Source organism: Myxococcales bacterium, assembly GCA_016706225.1.
In the GTDB taxonomy this organism is placed as follows: Bacteria; Myxococcota_A; Polyangia; order Polyangiales; family Polyangiaceae; genus JADJKB01.
This window is the reverse complement of the sequence record JADJKB010000005.1, coordinates 1221759-1239868: the sequence shown is the minus strand read 5'-3', so window position 1 is coordinate 1239868 and position 18110 is coordinate 1221759. Positions and strand designations below refer to the sequence as shown.

The following is an 18110-nucleotide window of genomic DNA, read 5'->3' as shown; positions in this document are numbered from 1 at the left end:
CACAAACCTCCATCCGTGTGCGTGATGGCGCACCACCAGCTGTCCAGCTAGGCTCAACAGATGAGCGCGGGACACCAGCCCAGCTCACCGAAACGTCCTTCACCTGGGACGCACCACATGCAACGCCTCTCATTGACCGTGCTGCTACCGTGCGCCATGACGCTGTCGTGCGGCGGGACGACCGAGAAGGACGCGTCTTACGCGTCCTTCGCAGAGGTTTCGCAAGCCGGCAAGTTCGAAGAGTTCCACTTCCGCGGCGGCGAGGTGAAGTGCTGGCACGAGGAGTTGTACCCGAGCGTTCTCATCGCCGAGTTCAGCCGACAGGGTCAGACTGACCTTCAGCTTCGCATCCGCATGGCGCCCGATGGCAACGACGGCGCGTTCAGCGCGGCCGGCGAATCGACGGCTGTCGAGCCGGGATCGCCTCTCGCGTGCTCGATCCCATGCGCGCGATTCAACTGGCAGCACGGCGAGCGAGCCGCGACGAGCATGAGCTCGTTGGATTCTTGTCGGGTCGACGCTGACTTCCGCGCTGGAACCATCGAAGCTCCGTTCCACTGTCTCGACATGCTCGCCAACACGGCCGACCACCGCACGTCCCTGGTGCAGGGCAAGTTTCTCTGCGGAAATTGAGCGATCTCGCGACTACTTCGCGACCTTGGCAAGGGCACCATCCTTCGCGCCCACGTAGTAGACACAAGTCTCGTCGACCGCGACATCGTAGGCCTTGTTATCCGTCAGCTGGACGAGGGTCACCGGCGCGCTGCCATCGAGGGGGATCTTGACGATCGTTCCCGACGAGTCCGAGTGGCCTGTGTACACGCTGGTTGCATCCTTGGTGAACGCGATGGGCACATAAGGCCCCGCTGCAATCGTCTCGACCGCCGCACCGCCGATCGGAACCGCACGCAGCGCGCTTCCCATGAAGTAGACGCGCTTCTCATCGACGGCGACCCAGCCTGCATCGGCACCCGTCACGAGATCCGAGACTGCTCCGCCACCGACCGGCATCACCCGCACGGTGTTGGCAGCGCCGTCGGCCCAGTAGATGCGACTCGCATCCACCGCGATGCCCTGCGGAGTCCCTCCGGTCGAGAGCAGTACCGGTGAACCGCCGCCAAGGGGAACTTTGGAGACCTTGCCGGTGTTTGCCGCGGTGAAGTACACGGTCGTTGCATCGACGGCGAGCCGTCTCGGATCGTCCTGTGCCGCCGCGAGAGTCTCAAGCGGACCCCCTGCCAGGGGGAGCCGCGCGATAGAACCCTTGGTGCCAACTTCGCCGTTCGCCCAGTAGAGGTACGACCCTGCAACGATGAGACCGCCCGGATGCGATTGCCCTGTGGCCAACGCGACCGGAGGGCCTCCGGCCAGCGGGTACTTCATCACCGTGCCGGCGACCCCCACGGCTCCGTAGACGGCCGTCGCATCGACGGCGATCGAGAAGAGTCCCGCCTCCGTGGCAAGCACGACGGGATCGCAGCGTCCGTCGTGGCAAGTGCTGCCGCCCGCGCAGGCGCTGCAGTCGTGACCACAGAAACCACAGTTCTTTGGGTCGGCCTGGGTGTCTGCCGCGCAACCGCCCGCGCCGGCGCCCGCTCCCGCGCCCCCGCCGGCGCCGCCCACTACAGCGCCCGCAGATCCCCCGGCACCTCCGGCACTGCCCGCGACACCACCCGTCCCGTGGAGTAGATCGCGGCCGTCGGCGACATGCCCGCCGCAAGCGCAGGCGAAACTCACCGAGAGCGCGGCGAGGAGGACCTCGGTGGCACAAGTTGGCATGGTGGATTGCGCACGCAAGCATCGCGCCATCGCTGCATCGGACTCGCTTGCGCATGCCCTTGCGCGACGCAGACTTCTCCACCCGCGACGCGGAACCCTCCTGCCTTGGCGTCTTGCCGGTGGGTCACCGGCCGCCCGAGACCGCCCTCGCCGCCCCGCGCGCTTTCGTCATCAATGTCTTCGACACGGTCGGCACATCTAGCACCTGATCCCATGTGCAACGGAGGCATCGCGTGCACCACCGTTTCCCCTGCTGCGCACGGCCGCACCGCTGACCTTCGGGTCTGCGTCGGGATGAATGCTCGGCTACGAGATGCTGCTCGAGCCCTTCCGCACATCCGGAGGGCAAACCGCTCAGCACGAATGGCACGTCGGCCCTCGCGAGCGCGCGTCAGCGCTTGTCGAACAGCTCCCGCTGCGCCGGCTCGCCAAACCTCTTGCATACTGAGCGGGTCTTGAAACAGGACGGAGGACGACCGGCTGTCGGCTCGCCGAGCCATGCGAGGCAGTGCACCGGAAATCGGCCTTGCGAGCGCGCGGTCCTCGTGGACACTCGGCCCATGGGGTACTGCAGGCGCATCGCGAGCTTGGTGGGTAGCGTCGGCACGTTGGCATGTGGGCACGTCACGATCGAGGAGCAGCCTGTCCCCGTCGAGCGTCCTCAAGGTTGGGTGCGAACCTGGGGGGGTGACGCGAAGACGGAGGCGTCTGCGCTCGCGGTCGGCAGCGACCGTGTTTGGGTGGGCGGAGGTTTCGCAGGAACAACGGATTTCGATCCCGGTCCGAGCACCCTGGAGCTGGTTGGACCGGACGCCTTCGAGCCGACTGGCTACCTGTCGTGGTTCTCGCTGGACGGCACCTGGATCGGAGCTCGGCTTTCGTTCACGCCCGTCAGCATCGCCGCCGAGCCCGAGGGCGGGGCCTACATCCTGGGAATGGAGGGGACCGCGCTCGGCAACGGCGAGGTCTTCCTCCAGCGCGTCGGCGCAGACGGGCAGGAGCTGTGGACCCGCAGCTGGGACTGGGCAGCCGTCGTCTTCAGCGGACTTCTGACAGTGACTCCCGATGGCGGTGTCGTCACGTCGATCACCTACCACGTCCTCACCGACATCGACCCAGGCCCGTCGGAGTCGATGGTCGACACCAAGGGCGGTGAAGACGTCGCCCTCGTCGCGTTTGCGCCGGACGGCAGCTTTCGCTGGGCGTCGACGTATGGGGGCCCCGGAGACGATATGGGCGGCGCGGTAGCGCTTACGCCCGACGGGGGTTTGGTCGTATCCGGGACGGTCGCGGATCCGGCCGCGCCGGGCAGCTTCGGCGCCCACCACATCTGGCTCGAGCGACTCGACGCGAACGGGGTGAAGCTTTGGTCGCGGGAGTGGGGGGGAAACCATTCCGGCTTTGCCGGGGACGTGGCGGTCGACGAAGACGGGACGATCTACCTGCTGGAGAGCTTCGGCATCGCCGAGGGCGGCAGCGCCCCCATCGACCTCGATCCCGGGCCGGGCGAGCACTCCGTCAAGGTCTACAACAGCGATCTGTTCCTCTCCGGCTTCGATGCATTAGGTGGCTTCCTCTGGGCTCAGCCAATCCTCGCAGGTGCGCTTTGGGCTGGAGCGGACTCGGTCACCGCGGCGGGATGGTGCGCCGTAGTCGCGGATTTTGACCCCGGGCCCACGCTGGAACCCTGCGTCGGGTTGTTCGCTACGAATATCGGCGGCAGCGGGGAGTACTTGGGGTCGGAGCAGCGTCCCGCCGATTCCACCGGCCACTGGTACTACTCCGCCCTTCGACCGCGTGATCCAAGCTCGCTGTTCGTCGTGGGAACGTTCGTCGAGCCGGCGAAGCAGCCGAATCCGTTCGGTCCACCCTTCGAACCGATTGCGGGCCAAGGATCATTCCTGGCGCTTGCGCCCTTGTACTGATCCTCTCACTTTCAGCTGCCGCAAGCCGTCCAACATTGCTGTAGGAGACAGTTTCCGTACGTGACGTAGAGCGCCGATCCCGCCGGGTGATCCGCGTCGCACTTCTGCATGCAAACCGTGTCCGTACCGCATCCGGAGTAGCACTGCGTCCACACCCAGTAATCGCTGGACTGGGAAGCAGCGTACATCTCGGCGCAGCACTGCGCCTGCGCACACGTCGCGCACGCGGCGTCCTGGATGGTCACGCCACAAACCAGAGACGTTGGCATGGCGCACTCGGCCGTGCACTCGTGAGCCATGCACGCGCTGAACACGTTCATTTCGGGGAGCCCTCCTGCATGGTCGACCTTGCATTGCTGCCAGCAGGGCCCAGACGAGCACCCGGGTTTCCCGCCGCAGGTTCGCAGAGCAACGCATTCGGCGTCGCTGCCGCATCCCTTCATCTGGGAGCAGCACTTCGCTTCGACGCAACTCACGCAGGCCGCGGGGGCGCCAAACGGCAGGCTTCCGCAAACGGCGCCGCTGCCCCCGGTCCCGCCCACGCCCGCCGTACCGCTCGACCCGCCGCCGCCAGGTGCCCCACCACTGGTCGTGCCGCCCGTCGAGCTAGTGCCGCCCGTCGCGCTCGTGCCGCCCGTCGCGCTCGTGCCGCCCGTCGCGCTGGCACCCGCTGCACCGCCGCCAGCGGCCGCATCGGCACTGCCACCAGCGGCCGCATCGGCGCCGCCACCGCCAGCGGCGTCCTCACTCCCACCGCAAGCGGTCGCGAGCAACGCGAAGCCAAGACCCCACCCCACCCCAGGGTTCATGCTGGACAACCATAGACCCGCGGCCCGCGGTTGCAAGCGGGGGCTTGGCTGGATCGACAGCGAAGAGCCGCTCACCCGTAGATCCAGGTTCAGAAGCACGTTGTGGTTAGCAAGACGCCTGGCGCGAACGTCGGGTCGCGCTCGAGCAGCGTGGTCAATCTCAGGCTGAAGCCAACGTTCCAATCGACGCTCGTGGACCACTCGTGGCCGAGGCCGAGTGCTGCTCCGGGCGCGGCGTGTATCTGGCGGCTAATCGTGGCGCCCACGCCGCCGGCGATCTGGAAGTGAAAGCCGTCCCAGCCGCTGAAGTAGTAGTCGAGCGCTGGCCCGACCACGCCGACGAGGCGTGGATCTGCGCGCCGCTCGAGAAGCGGGACGCCCTCGCCGTAGGCGCCGGCGCCGAGCACCAGGCCCCGGCTCACGGGTCCGCCGAGCGCGAGCTCGAACGGGATACTCAGCCCCGCGACGGTAGTGGTCGACGTGACGAATGAGCCCCACGGGGTGCCCGTGTAATACGTGCTGCTCCTCGGACCGAAGTACGCTCCGAGACCCGCACCCAACCGGACGTATTGACTGGGATCGCGTGCGCGAACGGGTTGCGCCCGACCCGCGGCGTCGGCGCGAACCTCGGCGACCGTGGCGAGTACGAGCGCGGCAGTCAACCAGACCGCGGCGAGCGGCTTCCCACTCATGCGCGCAAACCTATCACACGTGATTCCCGTGAGAGGCCGCGACGTCGCAGACCTCCTCTTCATCGGTGACGTTGGCGGCCCTCGTCGGAACCGCATGCGCTCGCGACCAGCATCGTCAGCGGCAGGACGACGCCAAACGCGCCATCCACCCAGGTTCCTCGATTCCTCGCGGTGACGAGGCGTCAACCGACAAGATCCGACATCGATACGACAGTGTGCGCAGGTCTGCGCTGGCACGACGCGCAATGAGCGCGGCGTCAGTCGATCAGTTCGCCGAAAAATCAGTCGGTGACGGCTCCGATCCCTGTGCTTCCGCGCTGAATCCGAAGGCGGGCAGCGTCTATTTCGTAGGAGAGCGCTCCGTCGCTCAACACGGCTTGCACCTGCGCGTCTGTCGCCGGCAACGCGCCCGCGCAGCCTTCGTCGGAGTACGCCATGCCGCTGAGAACGATCTGAGCCCCCTGAACGACGTAGGCCCCGCCGCCGGAGCTGCAGCCAGCGGAGACTGTGACACCGCCACTCTGGTGGAACACCAGTGTCCGGGCGGGGTCCGAAAAAACACCGCTAGCCATGCCGTTGTCGAAAATGGTGTCGATCCTCCATGTTGGCCCCGCGAGCGGCCGGTCCGGATCCGCGACCTCGCGGTCGAGGAACACGAGCGTGGCAACCGCGCCGGTCAGCGTCAGGAAGTCCCCAGCCAGGTCCATCTGTGGGCTCGACGTCATGAAGGCCTGAAACCAGTCCTCTTGCGCGCCGAGCTCTGGACCGCATCCCATGCTCGTCGAGCCCACGTGAGTAACGACCAAGCGGCCGCCGCTCACCGAGTAGGAGCCATTGAGGAGATTGCACCCAGCGTCGAACCTCACTTCGCCGCTCTTGAACTTCAGGCTCAGCGTGCTTCCTGCCACCGGCTCGAAGCCTTGCGCGCTGTCGAGAAGGAATTCACGGCCCGCGAGCTGACCCCCATCCTCCGCCTGCGCCCCGCAGCAGTTGAGCGCCAGGAGCCACGGCATCCACCAGCCAGACCTGTTGAGCGACGCCATTCTCACTCGCAGCCTCCTCCTACCGCTTTCCCAATACTAGCACGGGCGCACATAGCCGCGCGCGACGACCGGCGGAGTCGCCGCGCGCGAACGCGGGGAGAACTCACGTCGAACAGGTGACCGACAGGTCTGACGGCACCTCGTCCGGCGTCGGCACGCGCAGGGTGATGCCAATCGGCGAGCCGCCTTGTGGAGTCAGGCTTTGCAGCGCGAACGTTCCAAACGGGCCGGCGTCCGGGCTCGCGATCATCCCGAACGCAAGGACGTAGGGAGTGCCATCGACGAGGAAGGTCACGGTGCCGCTGTTGCTCAAGCTCTGTTGAAACTCGGTGATGACGCGCTGGGCGACCGCCGTGGGCGGGCCGTAGAAGATGGCAAGACCACCGCTGCTCGACGTCGAATCGCCGCCCATCGGCCGCGTCGCCAAGATGACATTGCCGTTGGCCACGTCGGCGACGTAGGCGATGACGTTCGGCGTGTTCACGAGCGGCATCCCGGACACGGTGGAGGGATCGACGAGAGTGAGCATGGTGATTCCCGTGCTTGGCTGGCCCAGGAAGGTCTTGCCATCGGGTCCGAGAGCCATCGCCGTGGCTTTGCCCGCAGTCGTCTCGACGAGCAGATTCCGCGCGGTGGAGTAGTCCGCCCCTGGAGCCACGAACGAGAAGTTGTACTCGTTACTGCCTGATTGCCCCGTGCCGATCACGTGCTGGCGGATCAAGTTGCCGGTGCCCGACACGAAGATCCCGTTCGAGGAGTCGACGTAGAACGTCCCCGCCGCATCCTTCCCGACGCCCACGACCTCGCCCAGCGCGATGCCCTTCGGCGCAAGCGGATCGCACGCGCTCTGCGTCCCGGTGCCTCCAGTCCCGCCACTTCCGCCACTTCCGGCATCAGTACTCCCGGCGGTTTTGCGCCCGCTTTCGTCAGACGAACTCGTGCAGGCAGCGACGGATGCCACCATCGCGATGGCGACGAGGAACCATGCCGGCCGAAGCCGTGCGGGGAGCACCTGGACCAACATGAACCAAGCATGCGCTCGAACGCGAGCTCGGCAACAGGCTGGTCTACCGGAAATGAATGCGCGCGCGCGGGAGATACGACCGCGGAACTCGCGCGGCGTTCGCGCGGTCGGAGCGCAGCGGCCTGTGGAGCGCCACAGATTCTGGATCCGGAACCGCTCGGCTCCGGGTCCAGTGACGACTAACGCTAGGGGGGGATGGAAGGTGGGCGGACCAATGGTGCACGGCGGCTCGATGTGGCTCGGCATTCCTTGTTTCGTGTTGTTGGCGTGCTCGGAGCCGGAGGTCATGCCCGCTGCGGAGCCGCCGGTCGTCCCAGGTAGCTGCCTGGCAACGGACTGCACGCTCCCGAAGCGCGAGCCTCTGACTCCCGGCCCCCTGGTCGATTGCGAACCGGTGCAGGCCAAGGCGGTGGTCGAATGGAAGACCAAGAACGGAACGCTGCCGTGCCCCTATGGCTCGTGCCCAGTGATCGGAGAGGACCTCACTCTTGGCTCAGACGGCTCGCTGTGGGTCAGCGCCTGGCTACTGCATCCAATCCAATACCCGATGCCCGAGCCCCACGAGCGCGCGGGGTTCGCGCTACTCCGATTTGGGCCGACCGGGGATGAGTGTTTGGCCATCGCGGCCGACGTGGCGGTCGGCTTAGGGTCGATCCTCGAGCGAACCCGCGGGATCCGCGCGAGTGGCGCAGGGCTATCCTGGATAGGGCCCGGTCACGGAGCAACCGGGATCTGGTGGCGCCGACACGGCGCGAGGGGCGACCTCACGAGCGCCCGCTGGCTCGTGCAAGACGCGCTGTCCAGCCACACGCACCTCAGGGCGAACCACGCGGTGGTGGGTTACTCGTACGTCGAGAGCGTCGACCACGATGCGCAGCCACCCGTCGCGACCCGACGCGCCGGAGTCGCGCGCTTCACTTCGGACGGGCGTCTGTCGTGGAACCAGTCCGCCCTCTCGAGCCTCACCGTCGATCGGATGGAGCTCGTCGGTGGGGACTCGGACGGATCGACGACATTCCAGCTGCGGTTGGTCCCCGAATTTGGCAAGGCCGCGCCCATTCTGATCGTTCGGGTTGCGCCTGACGGCAGGTTGGTGTGGACCCGTGAGGTTCCCACGCCCATGGCGTCGGCCACGGCAGGTCCAGATGGGACCACTTACGTCAGCCAATACCTCGACAACGGGGGTGAGTCCTTTCAGGCCCTGGATGCTCTCGACCGCGACGGAAAGAGTCTCTGGCGCGCGCGACTTCCGATGAGCTTCGGCTTGAACGACCTCGTGGCGGTCGACTCCAATGGCCGAGCCCTCGTCGCTCAGGACGTTTCCTTCCCGCAGCCGAAGTCCTTGCTGGTGCAAGTGTCGACCGACGGATCTCGCTGCGTCCAATACCAGTTGGAGGCTTCGTTCATGCTCCGATCCGGAGACATCTCGATGGGCGACACCCCGCGTGTCGTCGCTTTGCCGGACGGCCGCGTGGCGTTCGCGACCGTCGCCGAGATCGGCATCGCCCAGCTACCGGAGGTGCCGTGATGAAAGGCTCCGCCTGGGGCGTGGCACTGGGCCTTCTGCTCTTGTCGAGCTGCGGTCGCGACGAGAAATGGGCTCCCACGCCGGACCCGCCCGAGCTCGCAGAGATCGCTGAGCTGCCGCTGGACGAGCTCGACAGCGCGCAGGCGGAAACCCTGTGCAAGGCAGTGCTGGCCCACGTCGACCCCTGCCGGACCACGGGCATGCACTGGCCGGCGTGGCCGAGTGTGAAACGGCCGTGGCGACGTGTCACAGCTCGGTGGCAGGTGCCGAGCAAACGCTGGACTGCTCAGGTCTGACCTTGGGACCGCCGGGCAGCTGCCCGATCCTGGTGAGTGACTACCTGGAGTGCCTCGATGCTTGGAATGACACCCAGGTCTGCTCCAACGCCGGCTACCTGATCGAGACGCCCGCGGCTTGCCTGCCGTTGGTCAAGAACTGCGATCGCTTCCGCCTGAGCTTCTACCAGGACGGCGAGCCCCCCAGCTGCGACCCGCCGTCGTCGAGCCCGCCTCCGGACACCAATGACGACATCTACGGGCTCGACGCGTGCCGTCCCAAACCGGCGAGGCTCGTCGTCCTGGGCGACAGCATCGCCGCATGCCTGGGAGTCGGACCGTCCGAGTGCACGCCAAACCAGCTGGTGGATCACTTGAAGCAAACCATTGCGCCCGGCGTCGTGCTCGAGTCCAAGGCCAAGAGTGGAGCTTTCACCGCCGAACTGCCGGTGCAGGCGCAAGCTGTCGCGGGCGGTCCCGGGCACGTGCTCGTCTGGGTCTACGCGATAGGAAACGACCTGGCGACGGACAAGATCGACTACCTGGGTTGGAACAAGGCTTGGAGCGAAGTCTTCGCCTACTTCACCGACACCTCGCGGTTTCCCGATGGCGCCACGTTCCTCCTGAACACGCAGTACAGCCCCTACGACCAGTGTCCGGATCCACCAGGGCCGAGCCGCGGAGTCACCGACGAGCAGGAGCAACTCCTCCAGGACGTGAACAAGGCCCTGTTCATCGACGTCGCGAAGCAGCGCGCGGATTCCGTCGCCGTCGACCATTACCCCGATTTCCTGGGTCACGGACGCAACGCCGATCTGAGAGGATGCCCGCACTGCGGCGCCGACAACACCCACTGGCTCCAGGGCGACGGGACTCACCCGGGGCCCGCCGGCTTCGCTCACATGACCGAGAAGTGGAAAGAGGTTTTCGCGAAAATGTACGGCTCCGGGTGTTGAACCCCCGAGCTGTTTCACGCTGAAACGGTTCTTCCGCTGCGACGAGGCACGCATTCGTCGTTCGTTCGCTGGGACGCTCGACCCTCGGAGCCGGGCGGTCGCGCGCCACTGTGCCCGCGAGATACACGCGTCGAACTCGGTCTGCGCGATCGAGCGCTGGGTTCCTCCCATCGAACGCCGAGCGATTCGCTGCGCGACGAACGGCGCGTGCTAGGTTCCTCCGAACCGGGAGGCATGCCGGATGTCATTTCATGACAGAGTCGTTGCTCTGCTGTTCGTCTTCGTTCCCATCGCGTGCGTGAACCCTACGGAGCCCGAGTCCGACCCCAACGCGCTGACCAGCGTCGCCGGCACCAGCGGGAAGAGCGGCGGGTGCGGCGGCGAAGCGGCCGCCGGGGGCTACACCAAGGGTGGTGACACTTGGGACGGCACCGCGGGGAATGCCTATGGCTACCCGTCGGACCACGTGGGGAACGACTGCACGGGCTTCGGCTTCCACGACGGCTGCGCCTTCTGGGAGTCGTGCAGCTACGTCTGTAGCGCCGACGAGGAGTGCCCCAGCGTCGAAAACGGCCCGGCGCCGGTCTGCCAGACGAAGGCGGGGACGACCCAGCAGCTCTGCGTGCTGCCGTGCGTGAACGACGCCGACTGCCCGGCCACGATGCGCTGCATTTCCCATCCGTACGGTTTCGGCGACATCTGCATGTGGAAGCGCACGTTCGGCTGAGCGTCTTGGTGGTGTTTGAGGCTCGGTGCTTGCGGGTGAACGCCAGATCGTGGGTCCGGCGCCAGTCCGGTGGTGAGCGGCGACTCGTGCACCGGCCCCTCTATCGACACGTCGCCATCTCGAGACCCATTCGTCTTGCCGCCCCTGAAGTGCGCCTCCACCACCTCGCTGGGGCAGACATGCGGATAGTGCGGACGGCGCGTGCGCCGGCATCCGAGGAACCCAGCGCGGAGCCGGCGCCAAACGGGGTTCGCGTAGGCGACCGCGACCGCTTCGCGCGCGCCAAGACGCGCCTCGGCGCTGGGCGACCACAGGAACCGTGTTCGCGACCCACGCACCCGCCTGCAATCGCGCTACTCGTGTGAGGCCCCGGCGGAGGACTACGCCGGCCCGCTCCTGCAGCTCAAGTCCTGCAACACTCTCGTGCACACCGAGGGCGTGGCGACAGCGTCGAATGCGATCGACTGCGACTGCCCGACGTTCATCGGCATCGCTCGTGGCGTACCAAGTCCCGACACGCTCCAGCAGTCGTCGTCGTTGCGGCCACTCCAGGACATGGCCCGAATTTGACCTGGAGATGTCGTCGGGCGAGATTGCGTTGGTCGTGCGACCACGAATGGCACCGCCGATTGTCGTGCTGGGCTTGTGCGGAGGAATCGAGACCGCCTTGGCCGCGCCCATTGGCTACGACCTCGACTACCGCGCCGACGAGGGCTGCCTCGATCACGCAGGGTTTGTGGCCCAGATCGCGGCTCGCGCGAGAGACGCCGAGCATGCCCCGGGCCGCGGTGAGCAGATGTTCGTCGTCCGCATCATCCGGAGCGGAGAAGAGTGGCAAGGGCAAGTCGAGCTCTGGCAGGACGAGAGTCCCCGAGGCGTGACGGGCGCGACCTGCGATTCGGTAGCCAAGGCGCTCGCGCTGATCGTGGCCGTGGCGCTCGACCCCACCATCGCGCTCGACCTGTCGCAGCCACCAAGCGTGCCCTCCGACGCGCCACTACCACGAGCCCTGGAGCCCGATTCCGACAACGCGCCGGAGAGGGTGCCGGAAGTCCCCCGCGGGGGAACCATGGGGCTCTTCGGGGCAGGTGGGGTCGTGTCGAGCGGGCCGGCACCACGAACACTGTACGGCGCCCATCTCTTCGGCGAGCTCGGCGTGGACGGTCGAGCCGGTCCAGGCTTTAGAGCGACAATTTCACGCGCGAGTACGGGCGTCCGCACCCTCGGCTCGGGCGCGGCGCGTTTCGTCCTCACCACCGGACGATTCGATGCGTGCCCGGCCGCGATCCAAACGGGCGACCTGCTGCTGACTGGGTGCGCGAGCGTCGAAGGCGGAGTCATTCAAGCGGAAGGGCTCGCGCGAGGCGATCTGCAAAGCCCCGATTCGGTGACCCGCCCCTGGTTCGAGCTCGGGGTCGCGACCCGCTTTTCTTGGGTCCTCGCCGACCGCTACCGACTGGAGCTCTTCGGGGGCGCCGCCGCACCGCTCACTCGCCGAGCCTACGTCTTCGAGAATCCACGTGAAGTGGTCCACGAGCCGCCACTTCTGGTCGGGCGCGCGGGATTCGGGTTCAGCGCCGAGACCAGGTGATCAAACCTCGGGGTTCTGGGAATCTAGGGCGGTGAGCGCGCTCGCGGCCGATTCGAACGAGTACTCCGCCGCGCGCGCCGACCAGGCCGAAGAGCCGCCGCGCGCGGTCGAGCGACACGAGCAGCTCAGAGCACTCGTCGTGCAACACTATGAATTCGTGTGGCGGTCCCTGCGACGGTTCGGAGTGCCGGATTCGGACGCCGAAGACTGGGCTCAAGAGGTCTTCGTCTCACTCTCGCGTCGCTTCGACGAGGTCGAGCCGAGCCGGGTGCGAGGTTTCTTGTACCGGACTGCCATGAATCACGCAGCCCATGCCCACCGGACCCGACTTCGTCGCCGAGAGGTCTCGGACGACGGATTGGACCAACAGGCCTCGGCCGCTCCCAGCCCCGAAGACCTCATCGTCAGCGCACGCGCGAAGGATCTCTTCTACCGCGTGCTCGCACTGCTCGATCTCGACCTCTGCGCCGTCTTCGTCCTCTACGAGCTGGAGCAGCTCACGATGGCTGAGATCGCCGAAATCCTGGAGGTGCCGCCTGGAACGGTAGCGTCGCGTCTCAGGCGTGCGCGGGCGGCGTTCGTCGAGCAGGCTCGACGCGCGACGACCCAACCCGAGGCTGGAGGTGACCCATGAAGGAACCCGAGCGTCTCCTGGACGGCGATCGACATCCAGAGGCGCAAACCCTGCTCGCCGCAGGGCGAGACGACGCGCCGACTCCAGGTGCGATGGGGCGAACGCTGGTGTCGCTCGGCCTGGGCACCGCCGTCGCGACAGTCGCGACCACGAGCGCCGCATCGACGACGACGGCGGCAACCGGCTTGGTCAAGGGCGCGTCGACCGTGTCTCTTGCGGTGATCGCCAAGTGGGCGACTGGGAGTCTAGTGCTGGGAGCGGTGGTTCTGGTCTCTGCGCTGCCGATTTCGGGCGCAAAGGAAGGGCCGACCCACACCGACGCGCGACAGTTCCCGCAGCCCGCGGGCGCCGCCCCGCACCGAACGGCCGAAGCTGCGCCGACCGCGTTCGCCGAAACCGCCTCGCCACCGCGGCCGGAGCCCAGTCGGGCCGTGGTTCTGCCCTCGAGCCCACAACGAAGACCAACGCGACCCATCGACGTGAGTGCGGCCAAACCGGATAGCTTGAGCCCGGAGGTGGCGCTGGTGGACGCGGCGCGGCGAGCGCTCGTGCGCGGCGACCCCGGCGAGGCGCTTGGCCATCTGAACCGCCACGAGCGGGAGCACCCGCACGGCCTGTTGCGTCCGGAGGCATTCGTGCTGCGTCTGGAGGCGATGGTTCGCGCCGGGCGCAGCGAAGCAGCGCGCGAGCTCGCCCGCAGGTACCTGGAGAGCAACCCTCGCGGCGCGCACGCTCAGAGCATTCGCAAGATAGCCGGGGAATGATCAGACGGCGCAGCACCGGGAATCAGACGCGGAGGCACGATGCAACCTTCGAGATGGACGACGTTCGGAGCAACCTGGGCCCTGGTGCTCGTCGCTTGCAGCAGCGAGGACTCGCTCGGACAGAAGCGGGACGCCGAGTCTGGAGGTGTGCCTCCCTCCAAGGCGGAGCTGTTCAGCAAGGTTCCCGCATGTGCCATCCCCGATCCGACGACCAGTGGGGTCGGCGGAGGAGGACCCAAGACGACCGTGGATCCGTCACTGGTAGGGACTTGGGTCGGCTACATCGAGAACTATCAGAAGACGACGAGCGATCAGCTCGAGCTCGTGATCAGCGAAGGCTCGCCCAGCGGATTCCTGGTCTTCGGCAGCGGGCCGCCACCGCCACCGCCGGCATCCGGGTCGAACGCCTACCCGGAGGACTTCCCGATCAGCTCCTACGCTCCACCCCTCGAGCCCTACGAGGGCTTCGAGTACGCCCTTCTAAAGGGAGAGGTAGATGGAACCCGTGTGCGATTCTCCTTGGCGAGCAGGCAACTCTGGAGAGATTGGTGTCCGCTGCAGACGTCGTACGCCAGCGCAGGAGGCTGTAGCTGCCTGCCCAGTTGGGGGGGCCAGTTCAGCCAGTCGGGGTGTGTGCTGGAGAATCCTGAGACCCAGGAGCTGGTGAAGGTCTTCTGCGCTCAGGTCGGCCTCTGCCGCGCGGGATACAGCGCCTGCAAGTGCACCACCTCGGGATGCAGGTCGGACGAGGCGCCCGACGTCGATTTCGATCTCGACCACCAGGGCGGACAGCTCGACGGGAGCATGACGTCCGGGTGGTGGGGGGACTACACCGTTCGCTTCAACCGAGTCCTCGAAGCGGGCCCGCCGCCCTGAACCGCCCGACGACGCTCGCGCTCCCGCGCACGCCCGCATTGGTCCGAGCGCACGAGCTGCCGGGTGCGTTCCCCTCGGCTGCGCCGGGTCACGAAGCGCGCGCGCTGGCACAGCTTGACCCACCCGCGTTGGCACGCGGCGTGCACCACGCGCCGATGTGGCGGTGGTGGCACAGAAGCTCTCCAGGGCGAGCGTCGCGACCCTCGCCGGCCTTCTCGCGTTCGGTTCCGTGCAGGGCGCCGGGGCCGAGAGCGCTCCGCCGACTTGCAGCAGCTACGACTTGGTTCAGGTCGCGCCGCGTACCGATGGCCTGACGATACCTGCCAACGCGCCGGCTCTCGCCGTGGACTACTCTCCGATCTGGACGGTCGAGCTCGAGTTGGTCGGTCCGGACGGTGGGGCCATTGCGTTCAACATCGAGACCGACGCGTACCCCTATGCGAACGGGGCGCGCCTCGTACGCTTCGAATCGCCCCTCGCGGAGGGCAAGGGGTATGAGCTTCGGTGGACGCAGACCTGTCTCAATTCCTACCCCGGAACGATGCAGCTCAAAGGCGTTCGCTCCTTCGACGTCGGGCCTGCCGTCGCCTGGCCGTCCCCTTCCGGAACGATCGAGACGGTGGTCGATGGCAGCGGCAAGATCACGTCCAACGTGAAGTTCTCGCCCGAAGCACAGGCGTTCCTGCCCATCGCGTCCATTCGGCTCGACACGACCAAAGGCGGAGGGATCGCCTCTCACGACTACGGTGAGTTCACGGCTCCCATCTTGAAGTACGCGCCCGACCTGCAGTGCTCCGGCAACGGGACCACGGTCGATGCCTTCTCGCTCAACCTGCATGTGGCAGGCTTCGCGGCAGATCCGGATACTGTGTCTGCCCCGTTCCACTACGAGTGCTCCCCGGTGCCCGAGCCTGATGGCGGAACGGTGATCTTCGACGGAGGGGCGAGCCAGCCGACCGACGCCAAGCCCCTCGAGGACGGCCCGGACGGTATCTGGGACGCCAAGCCCTCAGTAGCAGGTAGTGGCGGCTGCTCCGCGCGCGGCAATGGACGTCGAGGTGGCGCCGCGTGGGTCTCGATCGGGCTCGTCGCGTGGGGTATCGCGCTGTCGCGGCGTTTCCGCCGTGGCCCGGGTTGGGCGGGGTGAACCACCTGCCGTCGCGGAGGGCGCTGCTCGTGCCGACAACCGGCCAGCGCCAAGACTACCAACGCAACGGCGAGCTGACCGCAGCGCATGTCGCCACTACATGCCACCCGGCGACGCTGGCCCTGGCCGCGCGAAGTCGACCGATCCATGCTATCCGCGTGCGGAGAGCGAAGAACCAACGCCGGGCTCCCTTTGTAATCACGATGGTCGCGCTCGCGAGCAGTGCAAAACTCGCCTGCGGTTCGAGCAGCTCCCAGGAGGACGCATGCGCATCAGCGGCGCCTGACGGGAAGTGCTCGAAAGATGGGACGACATGCTTGCTCGACGTGACGTGCCGTAGCGGCCCAGCAGAGATCTCGCTCGAGTGTCAGTACGGGTATTGGCGTCACACGGGGACCCCATGCACCCACGCCGGGGATGAGTGCTCGCCGCGGTACTACTGTGGGGCCGGGACCTGGGTGTTCTTCGGCGGCGGTGGCAATCCGCCCGCCCCCTGTCCCGAATCCCTTCCGAGCGACGGTACCCCGTGTCAGCCCGGCGCTGGCTTCGGCGCCGATCCCGACGTCTGCGGGTACCGCTGCGACGACGGCGCAGGCTGGGTGACCGCCACGTGCTCGTGGAACGACGGTACGGGCGGCATAGCGACGGCTGGCTGGAAGCCGGCGGCGTGCACTCCAGACGGGTGACGCTGCAAGGCGCAAGCAGGCCGCTGGCCCCAGCGCCCGGGCGCTCTGACAGACCCTTCAGTCATTCCCAGAGTGAAGCGATTGAGGCCCTGGCCGCGCAGACGAGTTACACCTCGGTATCGTGGAGCGACTCCGGTGTCCGACGCCGGTGGAGAACGCGCCGCGGTCGCTTACACCCGCCTGGCACGTTTACGGTCCGGGGCGCAACATGACGTTCATGTGGGCGTTCGCGCGACAGGTTGTGGCGGCAGTGATGTTGGCTGGGGCATGCATTCTGGCGTCCGGCTGCGACGGCACCGGCTGCACCGAAGCGGGCTGTCACGATGGAGTCGAGGTCTGGTTCGCCGCACCGATCGATTCGTCATCAGAGCTCTCGGTGTCGATCAAGGCAGATCAAGAGCAGGTTGTGTGCGACTACGCCCACTCGAAGGGTCTGGACACCTGCGCTTCGAGCGGGGTCTGGATACAAGGGAGCGGTTCGCAGATCGATGGTTTCCTTCTGCCCAACCGCCATCCCGAGCAACTCACGCTTACGTTCTCGTCGGCGGGCAGTGTCCTCGTGACCACTACTGTGAGCCCGACGTACGTGACTCAGCAGCCTAATGGTTCGGACTGCCCGCCAACCTGCAAGAACGCGAAGGTCCAACTCTGAGCACGCCTCGCCGATGGGATCGGGCGGAGGTGAGTGGGCGTGTGTCTCGTTCGGCAGACGTCGCACCGAGCCGAAACCCGTCGCGCCCCCGCGGGATCAGCCGAAGTCGTCGGACCTTGCGCGGCACCGTCCTTCGGTGCCTAATTCGTGACATGAAACTCGCATGGCGGGCGCTCATGAACGTGGTGATCACCGCGACGGCGGCAGTACTCTGCAGCGCGTGCGGTTCGAACGAAGCGTCGCCGAAAGCTAAGGCAATCGGGGCTTTGCCTCAGAGCCTCCACCTGCCCCGAAAGGCTGACCGATGATCCGTAAGTCGGTCACTGACGACCCCCCATGCGGGTGACCGCGGGGGCGACGCGACGCACGTGCGCCCGGCAGAGCTCGCTCAAATGGGGAGCGAAACGGGCCGATTGCTGGGCGCGGCATCGCGCTCAGAGCATTCACTTCCTGGGCCAAGTGAGCGGACCCCAGGCACGATTTCGTACGCGATGCAGGGAGCCCTTTACCACGGTGACAACCTCGACGTGCTTCGACACAAGATCGCGGATCTATCTCGACCCGCCGTTCAACTCGGACCGTACCTACAACATCTTACACAAGGGCTCTGATGCTCAGCAGGAAGACTGATCAGGTTCGCGACTCAGCGTGGCTGCTGAAAATAAAGCTCGCCAACACCGAAGACGGGGGGTAGCCCGCTGCCCAAAGAAATCGAGAGAAAATGCCCAAGGTCCTGGAAAAGTTGTCTGTCTGGTCGGCTCTAGTCGTCGCGGTTGTCGCGTGCTCGCCTCCGTGTGAGACAACAGACGCAGACCCAGTCACCTTCGCTGATGGATGCAACCCCGACGGCAGAACCTATCAGACCTCTGCGTTCGACGCGCCGTATCTGCACTTCCCGGCGGGGCGGGTGTTCGACCTTAACCACTACTTGGGGCGGATGCCGGTTGAATACGCTATCTTCCTGGGGTTCTCGGAATATCCCTTGCGCGACGGAAACATATC

General features: G+C 66.6%; 18 protein-coding genes. 13 read left to right on the top strand and 5 right to left on the bottom strand.

The genetic code is table 11. The features are described 5' to 3' along the window. Positions 1–117 precede the first annotated feature (117 nt). Positions 118–633 carry a hypothetical protein gene (locus IPI67_13200; GenBank protein ID MBK7581158.1) on the top strand — a complete coding sequence of 172 codons (516 nt, stop codon included), beginning with the start codon at positions 118–120 and terminating at the stop codon, positions 631–633. 12 nt (positions 634–645) lie between these two features. Here IPI67_13200 and IPI67_13195 read toward each other — a convergent pair whose 3' ends face one another. Further along, positions 646–1779, bottom strand: coding sequence for a hypothetical protein (locus IPI67_13195; protein ID MBK7581157.1), 1134 nt, complete (start codon positions 1777–1779; stop codon positions 646–648). Between the two features lie 560 nt (positions 1780–2339). Between IPI67_13195 and IPI67_13190 the strand changes: the two genes are divergently transcribed. Then, positions 2340–3704: a hypothetical protein gene (locus tag IPI67_13190; GenBank protein MBK7581156.1), complete on the top strand. Its 1365-nt coding sequence runs from the start codon at positions 2340–2342 to the stop codon at positions 3702–3704. An 11-nt stretch (positions 3705–3715) separates the two neighbouring features. On the opposite strand, the gene IPI67_13185 is transcribed toward IPI67_13190, so the two are convergent. The 4 genes from IPI67_13185 to IPI67_13170 form a co-directional block, all read right to left on the bottom strand. Continuing rightward, the gene (locus IPI67_13185; protein MBK7581155.1) at positions 3716–4513 is read right to left on the bottom strand and encodes a hypothetical protein; all 798 of its coding nucleotides are present in this window, start codon (positions 4511–4513) and stop codon (positions 3716–3718) included. A gap of 89 nt (positions 4514–4602) precedes the next feature. After that, the gene (locus IPI67_13180) at positions 4603–5205 is read right to left on the bottom strand and encodes a hypothetical protein (GenBank protein MBK7581154.1); all 603 of its coding nucleotides are present in this window, start codon (positions 5203–5205) and stop codon (positions 4603–4605) included. A 281-nt stretch (positions 5206–5486) separates the two neighbouring features. Then, positions 5487–6254, bottom strand: coding sequence for an META domain-containing protein (locus IPI67_13175; protein ID MBK7581153.1), 768 nt, complete (start codon positions 6252–6254; stop codon positions 5487–5489). Between the two features lie 97 nt (positions 6255–6351). Next, entirely contained in the window at positions 6352–7272 is a 921-nt protein-coding gene (locus IPI67_13170; protein ID MBK7581152.1) for a hypothetical protein, read from the bottom strand. A gap of 202 nt (positions 7273–7474) precedes the next feature. Between IPI67_13170 and IPI67_13165 the strand changes: the two genes are divergently transcribed. The 11 genes from IPI67_13165 to IPI67_13115 all read left to right on the top strand — a co-directional run bounded on the left by IPI67_13165 (position 7475) and on the right by IPI67_13115 (position 17108). Beyond that, positions 7475–8800, top strand: coding sequence for a hypothetical protein (locus IPI67_13165; GenBank protein MBK7581151.1), 1326 nt, complete (start codon positions 7475–7477; stop codon positions 8798–8800). Then, a complete protein-coding gene (locus tag IPI67_13160; protein ID MBK7581150.1) occupies positions 8800–9096 on the top strand; it encodes a hypothetical protein in 297 nt (98 codons plus the stop codon). The genes IPI67_13165 and IPI67_13160 overlap by 1 nt, the downstream gene beginning before the upstream one ends. Before the next feature lie 2 nt (positions 9097–9098). Continuing rightward, positions 9099–10031 (top strand): SGNH/GDSL hydrolase family protein, encoded by a 933-nt coding sequence (locus tag IPI67_13155; protein MBK7581149.1) that lies wholly within the window; start codon positions 9099–9101, stop codon positions 10029–10031. Positions 10032–10272: 241 nt separating this feature from the next. Beyond that, a complete protein-coding gene (locus tag IPI67_13150; GenBank protein MBK7581148.1) occupies positions 10273–10758 on the top strand; it encodes a hypothetical protein in 486 nt (161 codons plus the stop codon). A gap of 616 nt (positions 10759–11374) precedes the next feature. Further along, entirely contained in the window at positions 11375–12349 is a 975-nt protein-coding gene (locus IPI67_13145) for a hypothetical protein (GenBank protein MBK7581147.1), read from the top strand. 31 nt (positions 12350–12380) lie between these two features. After that, the gene (locus IPI67_13140) at positions 12381–12983 is read left to right on the top strand and encodes a sigma-70 family RNA polymerase sigma factor (GenBank protein ID MBK7581146.1); all 603 of its coding nucleotides are present in this window, start codon (positions 12381–12383) and stop codon (positions 12981–12983) included. Then, positions 12980–13747, top strand: coding sequence for a hypothetical protein (locus IPI67_13135; GenBank protein MBK7581145.1), 768 nt, complete (start codon positions 12980–12982; stop codon positions 13745–13747). The genes IPI67_13140 and IPI67_13135 overlap by 4 nt, the downstream gene beginning before the upstream one ends. Positions 13748–13786: 39 nt before the next feature. Beyond that, positions 13787–14623, top strand: coding sequence for a hypothetical protein (locus tag IPI67_13130; GenBank protein ID MBK7581144.1), 837 nt, complete (start codon positions 13787–13789; stop codon positions 14621–14623). 166 nt (positions 14624–14789) lie between these two features. Then, a complete protein-coding gene (locus tag IPI67_13125) occupies positions 14790–15770 on the top strand; it encodes a hypothetical protein (GenBank protein MBK7581143.1) in 981 nt (326 codons plus the stop codon). Between the two features lie 326 nt (positions 15771–16096). Then, entirely contained in the window at positions 16097–16456 is a 360-nt protein-coding gene (locus IPI67_13120) for a hypothetical protein (protein MBK7581142.1), read from the top strand. A gap of 208 nt (positions 16457–16664) precedes the next feature. Beyond that, on the top strand, positions 16665–17108 hold the full coding sequence (locus tag IPI67_13115; protein MBK7581141.1) for a hypothetical protein: 444 nt from the start codon (positions 16665–16667) through the stop codon (positions 17106–17108). Positions 17109–18110: the final 1002 nt, after the last annotated feature.

Bases quoted from the DNA above. Each gene is read 5' to 3' on its own strand.
- IPI67_13200 (MBK7581158.1), top strand. From the start codon at position 118: ATGCAACGCCTCTCATTGACCGTGCTGCTACCGTGCGCCATGACGCTG.
- IPI67_13195 (MBK7581157.1), bottom strand. From the start codon at position 1,779: ATGCCAACTTGTGCCACCGAGGTCCTCCTCGCCGCGCTCTCGGTGAGT.
- IPI67_13190 (MBK7581156.1), top strand. From the start codon at position 2,340: ATGGGGTACTGCAGGCGCATCGCGAGCTTGGTGGGTAGCGTCGGCACG.
- IPI67_13185 (MBK7581155.1), bottom strand. From the start codon at position 4,513: ATGAACCCTGGGGTGGGGTGGGGTCTTGGCTTCGCGTTGCTCGCGACC.
- IPI67_13180 (MBK7581154.1), bottom strand. From the start codon at position 5,205: ATGAGTGGGAAGCCGCTCGCCGCGGTCTGGTTGACTGCCGCGCTCGTA.
- IPI67_13170 (MBK7581152.1), bottom strand. From the start codon at position 7,272: ATGTTGGTCCAGGTGCTCCCCGCACGGCTTCGGCCGGCATGGTTCCTC.
- IPI67_13160 (MBK7581150.1), top strand. From the start codon at position 8,800: ATGAAAGGCTCCGCCTGGGGCGTGGCACTGGGCCTTCTGCTCTTGTCG.
- IPI67_13150 (MBK7581148.1), top strand. From the start codon at position 10,273: ATGTCATTTCATGACAGAGTCGTTGCTCTGCTGTTCGTCTTCGTTCCC.
- IPI67_13145 (MBK7581147.1), top strand. From the start codon at position 11,375: ATGGCACCGCCGATTGTCGTGCTGGGCTTGTGCGGAGGAATCGAGACC.
- IPI67_13135 (MBK7581145.1), top strand. From the start codon at position 12,980: ATGAAGGAACCCGAGCGTCTCCTGGACGGCGATCGACATCCAGAGGCG.
- IPI67_13130 (MBK7581144.1), top strand. From the start codon at position 13,787: ATGCAACCTTCGAGATGGACGACGTTCGGAGCAACCTGGGCCCTGGTG.
- IPI67_13115 (MBK7581141.1), top strand. From the start codon at position 16,665: ATGACGTTCATGTGGGCGTTCGCGCGACAGGTTGTGGCGGCAGTGATG.